The organism is Mycobacterium sp. NAZ190054 (assembly GCF_001545925.1).
In the GTDB taxonomy this organism is placed as follows: Bacteria; Actinomycetota; Actinomycetes; order Mycobacteriales; family Mycobacteriaceae; genus Mycobacterium.
Genome location: NZ_LMVQ01000582.1, coordinates 1 through 18,078, shown reverse-complemented (window position 1 = coordinate 18,078; position 18,078 = coordinate 1). Strand labels below are relative to the sequence as shown.

Annotated in this window: 14 protein-coding genes and 1 pseudogene; 11 read left to right on the top strand and 4 right to left on the bottom strand. The window is 64.9% G+C overall.

Translation table 11 applies throughout. The annotated features are described in order from the left end of the window. The first annotated feature begins 60 nt into the window (after positions 1-60). The 11 genes from ASJ79_RS29545 to ASJ79_RS29495 all read left to right on the top strand — a co-directional run bounded on the left by ASJ79_RS29545 (position 61) and on the right by ASJ79_RS29495 (position 11,453). Positions 61-657: a polysaccharide deacetylase family protein gene (locus ASJ79_RS29545; RefSeq protein ID WP_231751091.1), complete on the top strand. Its 597-nt coding sequence runs from the start codon at positions 61-63 to the stop codon at positions 655-657. Next, positions 657-1,913 carry a nucleotide sugar dehydrogenase gene (locus ASJ79_RS29540; protein WP_067963277.1) on the top strand — a complete coding sequence of 419 codons (1,257 nt, stop codon included), beginning with the start codon at positions 657-659 and terminating at the stop codon, positions 1,911-1,913. Before ASJ79_RS29545 ends, ASJ79_RS29540 begins: the two co-directional genes overlap by 1 nt. Then, on the top strand, positions 1,897-2,940 hold the full coding sequence (locus ASJ79_RS29535) for a hypothetical protein (RefSeq protein WP_156448696.1): 1,044 nt from the start codon (positions 1,897-1,899) through the stop codon (positions 2,938-2,940). Before ASJ79_RS29540 ends, ASJ79_RS29535 begins: the two co-directional genes overlap by 17 nt. 93 nt (positions 2,941-3,033) lie before the next feature. Next, the gene (locus tag ASJ79_RS29530) at positions 3,034-3,927 is read left to right on the top strand and encodes a hypothetical protein (RefSeq protein ID WP_231751090.1); all 894 of its coding nucleotides are present in this window, start codon (positions 3,034-3,036) and stop codon (positions 3,925-3,927) included. 43 nt (positions 3,928-3,970) lie between these two features. Then, entirely contained in the window at positions 3,971-5,536 is a 1,566-nt protein-coding gene (locus ASJ79_RS29525) for an acyl-CoA ligase (AMP-forming), exosortase A system-associated (protein ID WP_067963219.1), read from the top strand. Further along, the gene (locus ASJ79_RS29520; RefSeq protein WP_067963215.1) at positions 5,533-6,759 is read left to right on the top strand and encodes a pyridoxal-dependent decarboxylase, exosortase A system-associated; all 1,227 of its coding nucleotides are present in this window, start codon (positions 5,533-5,535) and stop codon (positions 6,757-6,759) included. The genes ASJ79_RS29525 and ASJ79_RS29520 overlap by 4 nt, the downstream gene beginning before the upstream one ends. Before the next feature lie 4 nt (positions 6,760-6,763). Further along, the gene (locus ASJ79_RS29515) at positions 6,764-7,864 is read left to right on the top strand and encodes a hypothetical protein (protein ID WP_067963212.1); all 1,101 of its coding nucleotides are present in this window, start codon (positions 6,764-6,766) and stop codon (positions 7,862-7,864) included. 27 nt (positions 7,865-7,891) lie between these two features. Further along, complete coding sequence (locus ASJ79_RS29510) at positions 7,892-8,152, top strand: acyl carrier protein (protein WP_067963209.1); 261 nt, start codon at positions 7,892-7,894, stop codon at positions 8,150-8,152. Positions 8,153-8,260: 108 nt separating this feature from the next. Then, positions 8,261-8,902 (top strand): hypothetical protein, encoded by a 642-nt coding sequence (locus ASJ79_RS29505; protein ID WP_231751089.1) that lies wholly within the window; start codon positions 8,261-8,263, stop codon positions 8,900-8,902. A 67-nt stretch (positions 8,903-8,969) separates the two neighbouring features. Beyond that, positions 8,970-10,580, top strand: coding sequence for a hypothetical protein (locus ASJ79_RS29500; RefSeq protein WP_067963202.1), 1,611 nt, complete (start codon positions 8,970-8,972; stop codon positions 10,578-10,580). Beyond that, positions 10,581-11,453 (top strand): FkbM family methyltransferase, encoded by an 873-nt coding sequence (locus ASJ79_RS29495; protein ID WP_067963198.1) that lies wholly within the window; start codon positions 10,581-10,583, stop codon positions 11,451-11,453. A 12-nt stretch (positions 11,454-11,465) separates the two neighbouring features. Here ASJ79_RS29495 and ASJ79_RS29490 read toward each other — a convergent pair whose 3' ends face one another. The 4 genes and pseudogenes from ASJ79_RS29490 to ASJ79_RS29475 form a co-directional block, all read right to left on the bottom strand. Continuing rightward, the gene (locus ASJ79_RS29490; protein ID WP_231751093.1) at positions 11,466-12,716 is read right to left on the bottom strand and encodes a lipase family protein; all 1,251 of its coding nucleotides are present in this window, start codon (positions 12,714-12,716) and stop codon (positions 11,466-11,468) included. Between the two features lie 219 nt (positions 12,717-12,935). Continuing rightward, a complete protein-coding gene (locus ASJ79_RS29485; RefSeq protein WP_156448695.1) occupies positions 12,936-15,320 on the bottom strand; it encodes a right-handed parallel beta-helix repeat-containing protein in 2,385 nt (794 codons plus the stop codon). 564 nt (positions 15,321-15,884) lie between these two features. Then, a complete protein-coding gene (locus ASJ79_RS29480) occupies positions 15,885-17,534 on the bottom strand; it encodes a DNA repair helicase XPB (protein ID WP_067963189.1) in 1,650 nt (549 codons plus the stop codon). A gap of 31 nt (positions 17,535-17,565) precedes the next feature. Beyond that, positions 17,566-17,961 (bottom strand): annotated as a pseudogene (locus ASJ79_RS29475) (DNA-binding protein); the annotation flags it as partial. Positions 17,962-18,078: the final 117 nt, after the last annotated feature.

Here is an 18,078-nt window from a genome sequence, read left to right as displayed (position 1 = left end):
CCACAGCGCTTCGAGAAACAGATGCGTTGGCTACGACACCGGGGGCTCCGAGGTGTCTCCATGACGGAGTTACTGGGCGCGGTCGCGCAGGGGAAGGCGCGCGGTCTCGTCGGGTTGACGTTCGACGACGGATATGGGGATTTCGTTCCGTACGCGTTGCCGATACTCCGGCGACACCATTTCACTGCGACGCTGTTCGTGCTCGCCGGCAGACTCGGCGGCCAGAACGAATGGAGCCGCCCGGGCCCGAACAAGCCGTTGCTGACGGCCGACCAGGTGCGCGACCTGGATCGGGACGGCATGGAGATCGGCTCTCACGGTCTCAAGCACATCTCGCTGGTGCAGGCGGCGGATCCGGAGCTGGCCGACGAGACCACACGAAGCCGGGCGATCTTGGAAGACCTTCTCGGCAAGCAGGTTCGCGGTTTCTGCTATCCGTACGGATACCTCGACCCGCGTATCGTTCAGGCCACGCGCGCCGCGGGCTACGACTATGCCTGCGCCGTCGGACCGACCCCGTGTATCGGCCGATACGCCATTCCGCGGACCTACGTGCACGACCGTGACACGTTGTGGCGGCTCGACGCCAAACGGACGGTCTCAGTCCTCACCGTCGGCAACCGGTTCGGAGTACGGCGATATCGAGGAGGCCGATGATGCGGGTGGTGGTGGTCGGCCAGGGCTACGTGGGCTTGCCGTTGTCCGTCCGCGCCGCCCAGGTCGGACACCACGTCGTCGCGTACGACATCGACGAGTCCCGGATCAAGCGACTGCTCGTCGGTGAGTCCTACATCGAGGACATCACCGACGAGGAGCTGACCGCGATCCTGGAGGCGGGCACCTTCCACCCGTCATCGGAGGCGCGGACGTGCGCCGCGTTCGACGTCGCGATCATCGCGGTACCCACGCCGCTGCGCGAGGGCGTACCGGATCTGCGCTATATCGAGAAGTCCGCGGAGACCCTGGCCCGCTACCTCCGGCCGGGGGCGACCGTCATCGTGGAGTCGACGACCTATCCTGGAACGACCCAGGAACTGGTGGCACCGATCCTGGAGAACAATTCAGGGCTGCTCGCCGGCACCGACTTTCACCTCGGGTACAGCCCTGAACGGATCGATCCCGGTAACACCACCTGGACCCTGATCAACACTCCGAAGATCGTTTCGGGCCTCGACGAGGCATCGCTGGCGTCCGTCAAGGCCTTCTACGACACCATCGTCGACACGACGATACCGGTGGCGTCACCGCGTGAAGCCGAGCTGGCGAAGTTGTTGGAGAACACCTTCCGGCACGTGAACATCGCGCTCGTCAACGAGATCGCCATCTTCGCACACGAACTCGGCATCGACGTGTGGGATGCGATCGATGCCGCGTCGACCAAGCCGTTCGGATTCATGCGCTTCACACCGGGGCCGGGGGTCGGTGGTCACTGCCTGCCCATCGATCCGTCCTACCTGTCATGGTGCGTCGAGCGCACCCTCGGCCACAACTTCCGGTTCGTCGAGTTGGCCAACGACATCAACGAACACATGCCCGACCATGTGGTCAGGCGAATAACGCTGGGGCTCAACGCGCAACGGCGCTCGGTCAACGGTTCCCGCATCCTGCTGCTGGGGCTGTCGTACAAGAAGAACACCGGCGATGCCCGGGAATCACCGTCGGTACGGGTGGCGCAACTCCTGGCCGCGATGGGGGCCGAGGTTCTCGGTGCCGATCCTCACGTGGTCGAGTCGACAGCCATCGACGGGTTGGTGCGCCGCGTCGAGCCGACCTCGGAGGTGGTCGCGTCCGCTGACGCCGTCGTCCTGCTGACCGACCACGATGCATTCGATTTCGACCATATCGTCCCGAACGCGAAGTTCGTTCTGGACTGCCGCCACCGCGTCGAGGGTCCTCATGTCGAGTACGTCTGACGGTGGCAAGCGGGCCATGAAATGTGTGATGGCGGTGGCGGTGTGCCTGGCGACGGCCGTCGCGCTCACCGTCTTGCCCGGCCGCTGGCCCGGGACCGCCGATGCGCAGGACATCGGACAGCAACGGGGGTTCGCGTTGCCGACGTTTCTGGTGACCGGATACGACGGACCGGACGTCGAGCAGTCCCTGCGGGAGATCAAGGCGCTGGGCGCGAACTGGGTTCAATTCAACCCCGCGTGGTATCAGGACGGCAGGACCTCGAGTCGGATTCTCCGGACGTCGAAGTCGGTGAGCGACGCGGGCCAGGAACGAGCTATCCAGCTGGCCCACCAGATGGGGTTGAAGGTGCTTCTGAAGCCCGCGCTCAATCTGGAAGGTGTCGGCAGTAACCACATCGCCCCTGCCGACCACGAAACCTGGTTCGGCGCCTATACGGAATTCATCACCCATTACGCCGCGATGGCGCAGCGGCTCGGCGTCGAGCAGTTCGCGATCGCCACCGAACTGTCGTCGATCACCCACAACCGGGAGGGCTGGTTGCGGGTGATCCAAGCCGTGCGGGACCGGTACGACGGCCCGCTGACCTATGCGGCGGGCCCCGACTGGGAACGCGTTCCGTTCTGGGATGCGCTGGACCTCATAGGAATCGACGCCTACGCACCGCTGAGCCCGACACCCACCGCTGACGTGGCGGCCCTGCGGCGCGCGGCCGAGACCTATCTGGACCGGTTGGCCGCGATGGCGGCGACGCATGACCGCAAGATCTTGTTCACCGAGGCCGGCTTCACAAGCCAGCAGGGAACGGCCACCGACCCCTCCAGCTGGCGTATCAGCGATGTGCCGAGCCAGGCCGAACAGGCCGCGGCCTATGAGGCTGTGCTCGCCACATTCTCCGACCAGCCGTGGTGGGCCGGAATCTACTGGTGGGTGTGGATAACCCCGCCGTTCACCGAACCGGAACCGCTCGATTTCTCGCCGAAAGACAAGGCAGCAGAAGAAGTGATTCGTCGATGGTGGGTGGCATGAGTATCGACTCCCTCACGAACACCTGCACGGAGCCACGGACGGAAGGCACGATAGACGATGTCTAGTTCTGGATCCTCGTCCGGTGCCTCGAAAGTGACCGGGCAGGTGGCCGCCGCGGCCGGCGGTGCCATCGAGGTCAAGCCGATCACCGACGCCGACGTGTGGGCGGTCGCGGAGTTCCTTCACACGGAGTTCGTCCAGCTCGGCTTGCGCAGGGCGAGGGCTGCTGCGGAATGGTACCGGGCGATGTCGCCGCCCTGGAATGTCGAACAACCCAACCATGGCTATTTGATGCGCCAGAACGGGCGGGTCATCGGGGCATATCTCGCGTTGTACTCAGAGCGGATGATCGACGGGATTCCGCGCCACATCTGCAACCTCGGAGTGTGGTGTGTCGCAGAACAACACCGCGCGGCAGGTTTACGGATGCTCAGGAAGCTGCTGCGCCAACGGGAGTACACATTCACCGACCTGACGCCGAACCCCCACGTGGTCAAGCTCAACACGCGGCTCGGCTTCACCGCCCTGGATACCGAGACGGTGTTGACACCCAATCTTCCGTGGCCGCCGTGGCGTCGTGGCGTACGGATCGTCGACACGCCCGGCGAGATCGCGCCATTGCTCTCCGGCGGCAACCTTCGGATCTATCGCGACCACGCCGCCACACCTGCTCACCACGTCGTCCTGACAGCGGCAGGCAGGAGCTGCTACGTCATCTTCCGGCGGGATCGCCACAAGGGCTTGCCGGTGTTCGCCTCGATCTTGTACGTCAGCGATCACGATCTGTACCGACAGTGGAGCCGGCATCTGTCCCGGTATCTGCTGCTGCGTTCCGGGATACCGGCGACACTGGCCGAATTGAGGGTGGTGGGTCACCGACCGTCGGGATCGGTGACCGTGCCGGGCCGGCCGAAGATGTTTTTGAGCAGGGAACTGGAACCGGACCAGATCGACTATCTCTACAGCGAGCTGACATGTCTCGGCTGACCGGCGCGATCCTGCCGGCTCGCCTCGAAGCGGAGATCCGGGCATGAGCACCAACCTCCACCACCTCATCGAGGAACGCGCAGAGACACACTCACAGTCGCCGGCGCTGACGTTCAAAAACCAGACGTTGACCTATCACGAGCTCTGGGAACAGGTTCGGTCCGCGGCACACGGGCTCCAAAAGATCGGCGTATCCGGTGGGCAGCGCGTGGCAGTGTTCCTCGACAAGCGAATCGAGACCGTCGTGGCGATCTATGGTGCCACGGCCGCGGGTGGTGTCGTCGTCCCGCTCAACCCGCTGCTCCGTCCCAACCAGGTCGGTCACGTACTGCGGGACTGCGGTGTCCGCGTGCTGGTGACCTCTGCCGAGCGGCTCACCCTGATGCGCGACGAACTCGCCTCTTGTCCGTCGGTCCGGGCGGTCGTGGTCGTCGGAACGTCCACGGACCCCGGTGTCGAGGCAGGCAGTCCTCAGGTGCACCCTTGGGTCAGGCTACTCGAATCAGAGTGTCACACACCGCTTCCCGATATTCCCGACAGTGATGTCGCAGTCATCATCTACACATCCGGGAGCACCGGAAAACCCAAGGGCGTGATGCTCAGCCATGCCAACGCGATCGCGACCAGCCAACAGCCGTATCTCGGCAATACCGCCGATGACGTGATCCTGGTTGCGCTGCCGTTGAGCTTCGATGCGGGATTCTGTCAGCTGACACTGACCTTCGCGGTGGGGGCCCACGCGATCCTGATGAACTATCTGCTTCCCGGCGACGTCCCGCGGCTGTGCGCCAGGCACCGTGTCACCGGTATCACCTGCGTCGCGCCGCTGTGGATCCAGATCGCCGAGGCGAAGTGGCCCGACGACGCCAAGGCGTCCCTGCGGTACTTCGCCACGACGGGGGGTCGAATGCCCAAGACGATCCTGGAGAAGCTGCGCGAGGTGTTCCCGGCGGCCACACCGTTCCTGATGTACGGCATGACAGAAGCGTTCCGGTCCACTTATCTCGATCCCAGCGAGGTCGACCGCCGACCTGATTCCATCGGCAAGGCGGTTCCCACCGCCGAGATCCTCATCGTCCGCCCCGACGGCTCACCGTGTGACCCGGGGGAGGAGGGCGAGCTGGTGCATCGAGGCGGGCCGCACATCGCGCTCGGGTACTGGAACGACCCCGAGCGCACCGCGGAACGTTTCCGGCCGGTCCCTGGGCGCGCCGAGGACGGCGGGACGATCGAACCCGCGGTGTGGTCCGGCGACAGGGCTGTCACCGACGACGACGGCTTCATCTACTTCATCGGCCGTCGGGACGAGATGATCAAGACATCCGGCTACCGGATCAGTCCCACGGAGGTCGAGGAAGTCGCATATGCGACCGCGCTGGTGCGCGACGCGGTGGCGTTCGGCGTGGAAGACGAGGCCCTCGGTCAGCGCATCCGTCTGGTGGTCGCGCCCGCCGTCACGGATTTCGACACCGACGCCCTGCTCGCCGCGATGAGGTCGCGGCTGCCCCAGTTCATGGTGCCGAGCTCCGTGGTGGTCCTCGAGACACTGCCGCGCTCGCCCAACGGCAAGTTCGACCGGACCTTGATACGCGAGGAGTTTGGCACGTGAATCTACGCCCCATGATCGCGGCGTTCGGCAGCATCGACGGCCAGCTCGCCGTCGGTGGAATGCCGCTGGACCGCCTCACCGCCCGGGTCGGTTCCACCCCGTATTTCGCCTATGACCGCCGGCTCCTGACCGAACGGGTCGAAACGCTGCGTGCGGCACTACCGCCGGCGCTGAAGCTCAGTTATGCGGTGAAGGCCAATCCGATGCCGGCGGTCGTCCAACATCTCGCCGGACTGGTCGACGCCCTCGACGTGGCCTCGGCCCTTGAGATGCAGACGGCGCTCGACACCACGATGCCGGCGTCGCGCGTGTTCTTCGCCGGTCCGGGCAAGACCGAGGCCGAGATCGTGCAGGCCGTTGCGGCGGGGGTCACCGTCGAGATGGAATCGGAGACCGAGGCGCGACGAGTGATCCGCGCCGGTGACACGCTGGGTATCCGCCCCCGGGTCGCGCTTCGGGTCAACCCCGATTTCCGGGTGAAGGGCTCGGGGATGCGGATGGGTGGTGGGCCGCAGCAGTTCGGAGTGGATGCCGAACAAGCGCCTGACCTGCTCGCCGATCTTGCGACCGCGGATCTGGACTTTCTCGGCTTCCATGTGTTCGCAGGTGCCCAGAACCTCAACGCCCAGATCCTGTGCGAAGCACAGCGGCAGACCGTCGAGCTGATTCTGGGGCTTGCCGAGAAAGCGCCGGCTCCGGTGAGGTACGTCAATCTCGGTGGCGGGTTCGGTATCCCGTACTTCGACAAAGATGTGCCGCTGGATATCGCGCCGCTCGGGGCCAACCTCGCGGAGCTGGTCGGTGACGAGATCACGCCGAATCTTCCCGAGGCGGAGGTCGTCGTAGAGCTGGGTCGCTACATCGTCGGCGAGTGTGGCGTGTACGTGACCCGAGTCGTCGACCGAAAGGTGTCCCGGGGACGTACGTACCTCGTGGTGGACGGCGGAATGCACCATCAGCTGTCGGCATCCGGCAACTTCGGGCAGGTGATTCGGCGTAACTACCCGATCGCCGTCGGGAACCGCCTGCATGAACCCGCCGAGTCGGCTGTGACCGTGGTCGGCTGTCTGTGCACCCCGCTCGACCTCCTCGGCGACGACGTCACCCTGCCCGACGCCGACGTCGGAGATTCCATTGTCCTGTTCCAGGCCGGCGCCTACGGTCTGACCGCCAGTCCGACTGCGTTCCTTGGCCATCCGCAACCTATCGAAGTGTTGGTCTAGCGCCATGGACATCGGAGAGCGCAGCCCTTACCGGCCACCGGGCCCGGCACGCAGCACCCTGTTGAAGGAAGCGCTGCAACAGACCCGTGCTTATCGGTTCGCCGGCATGATCTACCACGACTATGTCCTCGGAACCCTGACGAGGATCAAATACACCCGCAGATACAACGCGAGGCGCAACCACGACGGGACACCGCGGCGGACGATTCTCTTCCACCCCGAGAAGCCCGGCCATTCCGAGGTCCTGTACAAGATCTGCAAGACGCTCGGCTACTCGATAACCGACTCACCGGCACAGGTTCCGGACCTCGTCGTCGCCTACGAGGACGTCACCAACCGAGCGCACAACGAGCTGCTGGCCGGCTTCGCCGTCGACCGTCCCGTCGTGAACATCCGCTGCGACGACATCAGCAAGGTCAGAGTCGAAACCGTCTTCCAGGAAGTGTTCGACTACGGCACCTTCGTCGATCCCATCGCACACCGGGGGCCGTGCGTGGTGAAGTCGAACGCTAACGCAATGCACGACGGCCGGACGGTCGACTGCCCTGTAGCCACCATCAGGCGAGGAGCGGTGTACCAGCGGTTGATCAACAATGTGCTGGACCACCAAGCCGTGGACATCCGGGTACCGGTCGTCGGCACGGACGTTCCTTTCGTCTACCGGAAGTACCGGAGCTTGCGGTCGCGGTTCAGCAATACGAACACCAGCGTGGAGATCGACTCCGCCGACTCAGCCTTCTCCGCCGAGGAGATGCGCAAGATCCAGGAATTCGTCCAACGCCTGGGTCTGGACTACGGCGAGCTGGATGTGTTGCGAGACGTCGACGACGGCCGCATCTACATCGTGGACGTGAACAACACCCCGTGCGGTCCCCCCAACCACCTCGACAAAGCAGATGTCGAACGCGCGATAGAGATGCTGAGCGAGAGCTTCGAGACGCAGTTCATGGCACGGCGCGCCCCGGTGTCGGCTGCCGCGCGTGAAGAAAGGCAGCCGGACGGTGAGGTACTGCCGACGACTGGTGCGGAGTTGGTGCTCGCCGCCGAGGGGGTGGAGACCTCCGACGGGCTCTCAGAACCATCCATTTCAGATGAGCGGCTGTAACAGCCGTTCGGGCAAAGGAGTACGTGAATGAACTACAGCCAGGACACCCTCGATCGATTGAAGATCGTCATCGTGAAAACGCTCGACATCCAGGACCGCGCCGACATGCTCGATGCGTCCACCGAATTGTTCGGAAGCATGCCCGAACTCGATTCGATGACTGTCGTGACGCTTTCGGTCAACCTGGAGCGTGAATTCGACTTCGAGATCGATGACGAGGACTTCACCGGAGAGGTCTTCGACACCATCGGCACCCTGGCCGACTTCGTCGAGAAGAACAGGCGATGAGACTTCCGACGGCGGCGACCGGAGGTCCGCCGGAGAACTGTGGCGAGGGGGCGGTGTCGTGTTCACGGAGCTATCGGGAGGAGTGGTGTGATGCGTGTTGACGAGGGTGTGGAACTGCTCCGCTCCGATCGTGGGCGGCGCTGGCTCTACCAGAACGTGCGCAAGCGGCTGCGGTCGCATCATGAATCCATCTGCCTGCGAAGGGATTTGACTGAGCCGTTCACTCCGCCACCGGCGAAGATTCCGTTCGTAGTACGACAACTTCAGCCCGATGACGATCTCTCGCTGATCGCCGACGAGCCAGGCCTGTCACCGCAAGTCGCGCAGCTTCGCGCCGACCAGCGCTGGCTCCTGGAATCCGACCTTCCGAGGCCGTGGGTAGCCATCGACCAGGACGGGGCGGTGGGCTTCATGGCGTACCTACTGACGGCGGAGGACAACGCCCGCATCGAAACACTGTGGGGAGACTGGCTGCCCCAGCTCAAACCCGATGAGGTCATGCTGGAGGGGCTCTTCACCTCGGCGAAACACCGAGGCCTCGGACTGGCACCCGACGCCGGCACCGTCATGGTGCAGAAGATGGTCGACCGCGGCATCCGCTACGGGCTCGGATTCATCCTGACCCGCAATTCTTCATCGCTTCGCATGGGCGAGAAAGGTGGATGGATGCCCTATCTCAGGCGGGAAGAAGACTGGTTCCTGTTTCGCCGCCGCGTCCGATTCCTCCCGTTGAACGGCGAGTCGAGCTGAGGCGTCCGCTGGCGGTGCTGCACCAGGTCGTTCTGAACCCCATCGATGGAGAACCGAGTTGTCAAACATGATGCCGCACCACCGGATCCGGGTGACCCGCGATGCGCGCCTGCCGCCCTTGGCGTGGTGCGTGTACGCGCGCCGCGGCGGCGATGTAGAGCTGTTGTGCGGTGTGGGCGTGGAAGTGCGTGATGACGGGTTCTTCGAGGGGGCGTGGGCCGGCGATGCCGCTGCTTTCGACTTCGTGTCGAGGACAGACGTTTTCGGTTCCGGTGGCCGTATCGACGGCGATGAATTGATCATCGTCCCGCCGAGTCACACGCTGGAACGGATACAGTTCCTTCAGCGTGACGATGTGACACTGATATCGAATTCGCTGGTCTTTATGCTGGTAGCCGCAGGCGCCGAGCTGGATCTCCACCACCGCACCTACGCAGACGACTTCACGAATGTCATTCACCACGGGATAAGAGCATTCGACACCACGATCCCGGTGCGCTTCTCCTGCCCGGCGGGCGGAGTGCGCGGCGGGGTGGCGCATCTGGTCTACTGCCACAACGTCCGCTTCCACCAGAACGGCTGTGTCACCTTCCACGAGAAACCCGCAGGGCCGCCGTTCGAAACGTTCACCGGTTACGTCGATACGCTGCGTCGAGTTCTGCGTCAGACGATCGAGAACGCGGCATCACCGGGCCGCCTCAGAAGATACACACCGATCGCCTCCATCTCGTCGGGGTATGACTCGGTGGCCGTTGCGGCCCTGGCCAGATCACCGGGTTGTCGAGAAGCGGTGACTTTCAGCCATGCGCGTCCCAACGGAGGTCCTCTTCGGGTAGATGACTCGGGCACGGTGATCGGCGAGACCCTCGGGTACCGCGTCAGAGAATTCGACCGGGAGGAATACCGGAAGAGCAGGCCATTTCCGGAAGCCGAGTTCCTTGCCACCGGGATGAGTGGTGAGGATGTGAACATGCTGGCGCTACAGCGCGATATCGCGCACCGTGTCTTTCTCAGCGGCCATTACGGCGGCCGGGTCTGGGATGTCCACAGCGCTCCGGACTCGCACCTGTGCCGGAAGGACATGAGCGGTGCTTCGTTGAACGAGTTCCGGCTGCGCGTCGATTTCATCCACATTCCAGCTCCGTTCATCGGTGCGCGCCGGCAACCCGAGATCTTCACGATCGGTAACAGTGAAGAGATGAAACACTGGTCTGTCGGCACCGATTACGACCGCCCGGTGCCTCGCCGCATCGCGGAGGAGGAAGGGGTGCCGCGGCACAGTTTCGGTCAGACGAAGCTCGCGACAGCTGCGCTGTTACACGCTGACGGGGAATCGGCATGGACATCGGTCACCCGGGACGCCGTACGCCGATATGCGCGTGATCTCCACCTGCCTCTCGCAACCCGTCTCGGCTATCTCCGTGACGCGTTGAAGCATTCGGCGTTGTCGTTCGCGTCCCGCGTACTGCACAGGTTCGGCCGCCTCCATTCTGTGCCCCGGCTGTCGGCCAAACCGGTCGGCATTCACAGTCATACGCGCCTGGGTCCGGTGCCGTTCATCTGGGCGGCCGGTGTCATCGCCACGCGCTACCAAGCGGCAGTCCGGGACTGGCTCAGCGAGATCGGCGGTCAGGAGCTGGAGCCCAGTGACTTGCCCGAGACTGCGAAGGAGGCGTAGATGTCCCTGAAGGACAATGTGTTGCGGACCGGTGCGGTCGACTGGCTCGCCGGATACATCACGCCCCGCAGCATCGGCGAGTATCTCGGCCCGTCGGCAATGGATACACTCATCGCGCTCCTCTGGCGCCGCGAACGGCGCAGGGGTGACGTCATCCCGATGCTGTGCAGCCGCTTTCTGCGGGCCGGCGGGACGGCGATCGATGTGGGCGCGAGCTGGGGGATGTTCACCTATCACTTCGCGCGACTGGTGGGTACGGCCGGCACCGTGTACAGCTACGAACCTCACCCGGCGAACGTGAAAGTTCTTCAGAAGCTGGCCGACGTGAATCCCGCGGTACGGTTCCGCCTTGCGGCGGTGTCCGACGTCGCCGGTGAAGCCGACCTGCTCGTTCCGAAGTCCCATCACCGTTTGGTGACAGCACAATCGAGTCTCACCCACGGCTTCGACGGGTTGGCGAGAGTCGAAGTTCAGAAGATGGCGGTGCCGACCGTCGTGTTGGACGACGAGATTCCGGATGACGGCGCGGTGGACTTCATGAAGGTGGACGTCGAGGGCCACGAACTCAACGTGCTCAACGGTGCCCGGTCGATGATCGACCGACATCGACCGCCGCTGTTGGTCGAGATCGAACAGCGGCACATATCGTTTCCCATCGGCGAGGTCTTCGACACCATCCAGGGCCTGGGTTACCAACTCTTCTATCTCGATCGACGATGCCTCAGACCTATCGGTGATTTCGATCTGCAACAGGATCAGCTGTCGCTGCTGAAGGAGGACGAGTTCAACCCGTTCGGTATGCCGGCAGAGTACGTGCACAACTTCTTCGCCGTTCCCGACGTCACGCTGTTGCAGGGTCTGCCGGTCGCCTGAACGCTGTCACGGTCACTTGTCTGACGGTGCCCGTTGGGCGCACGTCGACTTGGCCTCGATGCCGGCGAAACGATCGGCGATCCAGTGTTCCACCCTCGGCGCGGCCTTCCAGAGGATGGTCTGGTGGTCGGCGCTTGCGATCTCCGTGAACTGGATGCGCCCACCCAGCGCGCAACTCTGGGAGACCGCGGTTTTCACCCAAACCGGTAACACGAGGGAATCCCGTCCGCCCGCGATGACGAGCATCGGCTTTGTCAGCGGCCGCTGAGGCAGCGCGATCTTGCGCAGTGCCTCTCGCAACTCGGCGACGTCAGCCTGCGTCGTCGGCCTCAGTTCATTCGACTCGCGGACTCTGCCGACAACAGATGCCCACGGCACCGGCACCGGCAGCGAAGTGCGGTGCGCCTCGCGGTCGGCGGGCTTGCAGTGGCTGAGCCGCTTGCGGTGCGCCTCGTCGGAGCCGTGCAGGAACGCTCGAGTGTCGAGCCCGGGGTTGTAACGGGCCAGACTGATGACGAACAGCGGAAGCAGCGCGCGCTGCTGTTCTGTGAGCGAACCGTTCCACGCCAGGTCCGCCGCCGGTGTCGCGTTCGCCGACGGCGCCAGGGCAACGCTTCCCATCAGCTGCAGGTCGTGCCCGTAGAAGTCGTCCAATTCGTTGGCGGCCCATACCGCTTGCCCGCCCTGCGAGTATCCGAGCGCAACCCACCGTGTGGACACCAGCGGTGTGAGGCGCCGCAGCGCACGGACCGCATCGATGGTGTTGAACGCCGCCGTGCGCGGCTCCAGGTACGGGTGTGCCCCCTGCGCGCCGAGGCCCTCGTAGTCCGTGAGGGCGACGGCGTACCCGTCGGACAGTAGCGACTGCACAAGCGGTGCATAGCCCTGGAGATCAGGCTGCCGGGAAGGGCCGCAGTCGTTTCCGATGCCGGTCGTGCCGTGGGCGGCGGAGATGACCGGCCAACCGTCAGGCGGTGGAGTCCCCCGTGGTAGGAAAAACGCCCCCGACACGTCGCGGACTGCGCCGTCCACACCGGAGAGGGATCTGTAGACGGCCCGCCAGGCGTTGCCCAGGACGGCATCGTGGTCGTCGAAAGGGGGTTTGTACGGCTCCTGGCTCACCAGCTGCCCGCGAGTCCGCCAGGCGTTCCCGTCGATCTCCGGCAACGGCATGACGATGGGGTCCGATATGGCGGCCGATGGTAGCGGGGGCTCGTCGTTCACCAGCGCCAGCAAGGGGAGTGCCAGAACGATGACGAGCACCAATCGCCAACTCGACGTGGCGAACTGACGGATTGCGGTATAGGAAGCGCGTCCAGGCCTGGGAGGATGCCAGCGCATCAGAGTACTGCCGACGCGTAGAGCCCGGTGCGGCGTGGCTGTGGAAGCCCCATGCCTTCGACCCTAGCGAAGGGGTCGCTCTACAGCCGCCGGTTCGGCGTACCGCGGCGCGCTCCCCGGCCCGACATCACCCGGTGCGTGCTAGACCACCGTGCCGTTCTGGCTGCCGAGCACGATGTCCGTCCCGTTGCCGGTGACGATGTTGCCGGCAATGAGGTAGTCGGTCACGCCGCCGTTGGTCCACAGGCCGTACTTGTCGTTGTCCGTCACCGTGTTGTCCTCGAGGACCGCCCGCACAACGTCGTGGAGCACGATGCCGCTGCCGTTACCGTAGATGGTGTTGCGGCGGATGTAGAGGTCTTCGAGCGGCGCGAGGTCGGCTTTGATGCCGGCTTCCAGGTTGTCGTAGAAGAGGTTGTCCTCGATCCAGGTGTTGTTGCTGTTGTTGACGATCCGCAGACCGCAGGTGCAGTTGTAGACGACGTTGTGGTGGATCCAGTTGTTGGGGCCGGAGTTGTCGTGCATCTTGTCGGTACCGATGACACCGCTGTATTCGCCGATCTCGATACCGGCGCCGTTCGCGCTGATCGACGTTCCGTCACGGACACAATCGGCGACCGTGTTGTACCGGATCTCGTTGCTGTACTCGTCCTCACCGTGGAGATCGATCGCGCCGGACACCGCACCCGTGATCGTGTTGTGCTCGACGAGGTTGTGGTGGGCGCTCTCCTGGATCAGGATGCCGTGCCGGATGACCGGACCGATGGTGTTGTGACGAATCCAGTTGTTGTGGGAGCCGCTTCCGTCGATGTTCACGCCGTAGCCGGAGCCGCCGCCATCGAGCGCTGACGCATTCTTGATGATGTTGCCGTCCACCAGAATGTTGTTTGCGTTCTGAAGAAAGATGCCGAAACGCCGGTGCCGCTCGACGAACAGATCTTTCACCGCGATCCGCGAGACCTGTCCACTTTCCGAACCCAGACGGACGCCGGCGTCGTAGATCTTCCCCGAGGCCTGGGTGATCGTGAAGCTCGAGACGGTCAGATTGTTCACCCCGGGGGCGGCGTAGATGACCGCATGCGGATTCGAGAACAGATACGACCAGGTCGAGAACGCGCTCGTCAGCACGGTCGATTCCCGCGACTGGCCGATCAGCGACACCCCGGTCTTCAACGTGATCGTCGACTTGACGTGGTACGTCCCGTCGGGGATGTACACGACGTCGCCGGCTTGGGCCGCGTTGATCGCCTTCTGGATCGCCGTGGCGTCGTTGTCGGACGACTTGCTCGACGTCGCACCGTAATCCCGGACGTTCAAGGTCTTTCCGGTGGCTTGGTCCGCGTGCTGGAACGGGTCTTTCAACCCGGCGTCGTAACCGCCCGGACTCTGGGCCGGTTGATCCTGCGACCCACTCCCGGCGTCGCCGGTGCCACCGGCGGGATCGTCGGCGGCCACCTTGGCGATGGTCACGGTGACCGTCTTCACGATGGTGCCGCTCGCGGTGCCCGTGCCCCCGAAGATCTTGTCCCACATGCCCTGGAAGCCGTGGGTGTGCTCGTCGGCGTTGGTCTCCCGCACCACGACGGTGAACGTGTCGGTCCCGCCGCCGGCGGCCAACTCCGCCGACGGTGTGTAGGTGTAGTTGCCGTCGATGCCCACCTGCACGCTGCCACGCTTCGGACCGGCGGACAGTTCCACCTCCAGCGGATCACCGTCGGGATCGCTCGCGCCGACGGTGCCGGTGACCACGCCCTGGCTGGACTGGCCCGGCTTCTGCACGGGTTTGGCGGTCGGCATCTTGTTGAAGTACGTGCGCTGGAAGTTGAGGAACAGCGCTCTCAGCAGTTCCGCCAACGTCGTCGGGGCTGCCGGGCTCTCCGCCGCAGAGACCGTCGCTGTCTGCATCGGTGCCACGGTTCTCGATGCCTCAGCCACCGTAACGCTGTCGGGCTCGACGGCAGCCGACGACGAAATGGCAAGGGCGGGAGCGGATGCCGGTGGTGACGTGTCGAGCGGGTCACTTGCGGGCTCGCTGACCTTCACCGCGACGTCCGCCGGCCCGAAATCCGTCTCTTCGGTAGACACGGATTCCTCGGCGGGTAGCTGGTCAATCGCGGTGGCAGTCTCCGACCGGGTGGCGCCCCGGTTCTTGACGCCCGGCTCCTCGGGGCCGACCGGGGCGGTGTCCTCGGAAGCCTCGGCCCCTGCGCCGTCGGTATCGCGGTCAGCGGCCTCCTCGGGGACCGCGTCGTCGCCCTCTTCCTCGGACGGAACCTCGTCTGAAACCTCTTCGGCCACCTCGTCTTCGACGGCGTCGGGGTCGCTGTCGACGTCGGGGGACTCGTCGCCGGCGTCACTGTCGGCTTCCGCAGCGTCACCGTCGTCACCGGTGTCGTCGGAGGCCTCGGCGGACGGGGATGACTCACTCTCCGCCGACGCACTGCTGGCGGGACCGGTGGAACTCGCCGTGTCGTCGGCATAGGCCATTCCGGACCCGGAGATCGCCGCAGCAATGCCCACGCTCACCGCGCCCGCGGTCAGCCACGCGTACGGTTCGACCCTGCGGCGCTTACGTCCCGACCGCCGGCTCGGCCGTTGCGCCTCCTGCGGTGAGGGGTCGTCCCCCGTAGTGTGCGTATCGCGACCGACGCGGTCCATGGACGACCCCCGATGTTGAAAACCGACCGGGCGCCTGCCCGGCATGAACATGTTGGGGCATCGGAACAATTTTCTGCAGCAATTTCGGACTCGCTGCCCATCTTTGCAATTCTGGCAAAAGCGTGTTCAGTTGCCATAACCATGCTTATATGTGGAATTGCGCTGTACCGGTGCACGGAAAGCACGGGTCAGTCATTGCCACATACGGGATCTGTCAGGATAAACCTGTCGAGCAGCTGGTGGGTCGAGCGCGAGGGCCGGACGGTTCAGACTATTGTCGCCACCCGGCCGAGGTGCGCTTGATCAGTTATCGGCAAATTTATCTGGATCGTCATATGGATGTGTGAGTTACGTCTCAGCAAGGCCGAGGGTCGGCCACCGAGGCGCCCCCCAAGGCGGGGGTTCGCTTGCCGCGAGCGGCGTGGGTCCAGATCAGATCGCGGGCCCGCGCAGGTCGTCGGCGTCCTTGATGACGTAGCCGTACCCCTGCTCGGCGAGGAAGCGCTGGCGGTGTGCGGCGTACTCGGCGTCGAGGCTGTCCCGCGAGACCACCGAGTAGAAGACCGCGCCGCCCCCGTCGGCCTTCGGGCGCAGCAACCTTCCCAGCCGCTGCGCCTCTTCCTGCCGGGAGCCGAAAGTCCCCGAAACCTGCACGGCCACACTGGCTTCGGGCAGATCGATGGAGAAGTTCGCCACCTTGGACACCACCAGCGTGCGGATCTCACCGCGGCGGAAGGCGTCGAAGAGCGCCTCACGCTCGGCGTTCTTCGTCGATCCCTGGATCACCGGCGCGTCCAACTCGGCGCCCAGCTCGTCCAACTGGTCGAGATACGCACCGATCACCAGGGTCGGCTCGTCCGGATGCCGCTCCAGGATCGACTTCACCACTGCGATCTTCGTGTGCGCCGTCGCGCACAACTTGTACCGCTCATCGGGTTCGGCGGTGGCGTAGAGCATGCGTTCGTTGTCGGTCATCGTGACGCGGACCTCGATGCACTCCGCCGGTGCGATCCACCCCTGCGCCTCGATGTCCTTCCACGGTGCGTCGTAACGCTTCGGGCCGATCAGCGAGAACACGTCACCTTCGCGTCCGTCCTCCCGGATCAGGGTGGCGGTCAGCCCGAGGCGCCTGCGCGACTGCAGGTCGGCGGTCATCCGGAACACCGGCGCGGGCAGCAGGTGCACCTCGTCGTAGATGATCAGGCCCCAGTCGCGGCTGTCGAACAGCTCCAGATGCTTGTACTCACCCTTCGTGCGGCGGGTGATCACCTGATAGGTGGCGATGGTGACCGGCCGTATCTCCTTGCGCTCGCCGGAGTACTCACCGATCTCGTCCTCGGTCAGGGTCGTCCGGGCGATGAGCTCACGTTTCCACTGCCGGCCCGCGACGGTGTTGGTCACGAGGATCAGGGTGGTCGCGCCCGCCTTGGCCATCGCGGCGGCACCCACCAGCGTCTTCCCGGCGCCGCAGGGCAGCACCACTACGCCCGAGCCGCCTTCCCAGAACGAGTCGGTGGCCATCTGCTGGTAGTCGCGCAGGTGCCAACCGTCCTGCGCCAGGTCGATCGGGTGGGCCTCTCCGTCGACGTAACCGGCGAGGTCCTCGGCGGGCCAGCCGATCTTGAGCAGCATCTGCTTGACCCGGCCCCGCTCGCTGTTGTGCACGATGACGGTGTCGTCGTCGATGCGGGCGCCCAGCATCGGCGCGATCTTCTTGTTCCGCAGCACCTCCTCGAGGACGGCGCGGTCGAAGCTGACCAGGGTCAGGCCGTGCGCCGGGTGTTTGACCAGCTGCAGGCGGCCGTAGCGGCCCATGGTGTCGACGATGTCGACCAGCAGCGGCTGCGGCACGGCGTAGCGCGAGTACGTCACCAGCGCGTCGACGACCTGTTCGGCGTCATGACCCGCAGCGCGGGCGTTCCACAGCGCCAGCGGGGTGATGCGGTAGGTATGGACATGCTCGGGCGCGCGCTCGAGCTCGGCGAACGGCGCGATGGCGGCGCGTGCCGCGCCGGCTTGTTCGTGGTCGACTTCGAGCAGCACCGTCTTGTCGGACTGCACGATCAGCGGGCCGTCGGTCACGCGGCACCTCGGTGGTAAGTCATCCCACCCATTATCCGGATTCTGCGGACACCACCGATGTCACCCGGTGGATGGCGAACTCCCGCACCCGACCCGACGCCGGGTCGTAGGCGGTCAGCTGCCCACCGCGGACGTTGATCGGGGCCACCACCCGCTGGGTCGCGACGCCGGCCGGGTCGACATACCCGATGACCACCGACTCCTGATGATGGGCGGCCTGCTGCAGCTCCGAGATCGCCACGGCGGGGTCCAGCCGCAACCCCGACGACGGTGCCGACGCGACCTTGCGCAGCACGGCGACTATCGCGGCGAGCGTCTGATCCGTCGGCACCGGGTTGTGCCGGTACCCGCGGCGCCGTCCCGGTGCCGGCACGCGTGCCCCGCGGCTGCGCAGATCGACGATCGCGCCGGTCGCGTCCTCGGGGGCGTAATGGCCACCAAGAAGGTTGACGCTGACGTCTACGACGGTGACAGCTTCGTAGCCAGCGTGACAGCCCGTCCCATCCGCCTAATGCCTAACCGACTCGCCGGTGTCGTTTACAAC

Bases quoted from the DNA above. Each gene is read 5' to 3' on its own strand.
- ASJ79_RS29500 (WP_067963202.1), top strand. From the start codon at position 8,970: ATGATGCCGCACCACCGGATCCGGGTGACCCGCGATGCGCGCCTGCCG.
- ASJ79_RS29525 (WP_067963219.1), top strand. From the start codon at position 3,971: ATGAGCACCAACCTCCACCACCTCATCGAGGAACGCGCAGAGACACAC.
- ASJ79_RS29495 (WP_067963198.1), top strand. From the start codon at position 10,581: ATGTCCCTGAAGGACAATGTGTTGCGGACCGGTGCGGTCGACTGGCTC.
- ASJ79_RS29535 (WP_156448696.1), top strand. From the start codon at position 1,897: ATGTCGAGTACGTCTGACGGTGGCAAGCGGGCCATGAAATGTGTGATG.
- ASJ79_RS29515 (WP_067963212.1), top strand. From the start codon at position 6,764: ATGGACATCGGAGAGCGCAGCCCTTACCGGCCACCGGGCCCGGCACGC.
- ASJ79_RS29545 (WP_231751091.1), top strand. From the start codon at position 61: ATGACGGAGTTACTGGGCGCGGTCGCGCAGGGGAAGGCGCGCGGTCTC.
- ASJ79_RS29540 (WP_067963277.1), top strand. From the start codon at position 657: ATGCGGGTGGTGGTGGTCGGCCAGGGCTACGTGGGCTTGCCGTTGTCC.
- ASJ79_RS29510 (WP_067963209.1), top strand. From the start codon at position 7,892: ATGAACTACAGCCAGGACACCCTCGATCGATTGAAGATCGTCATCGTG.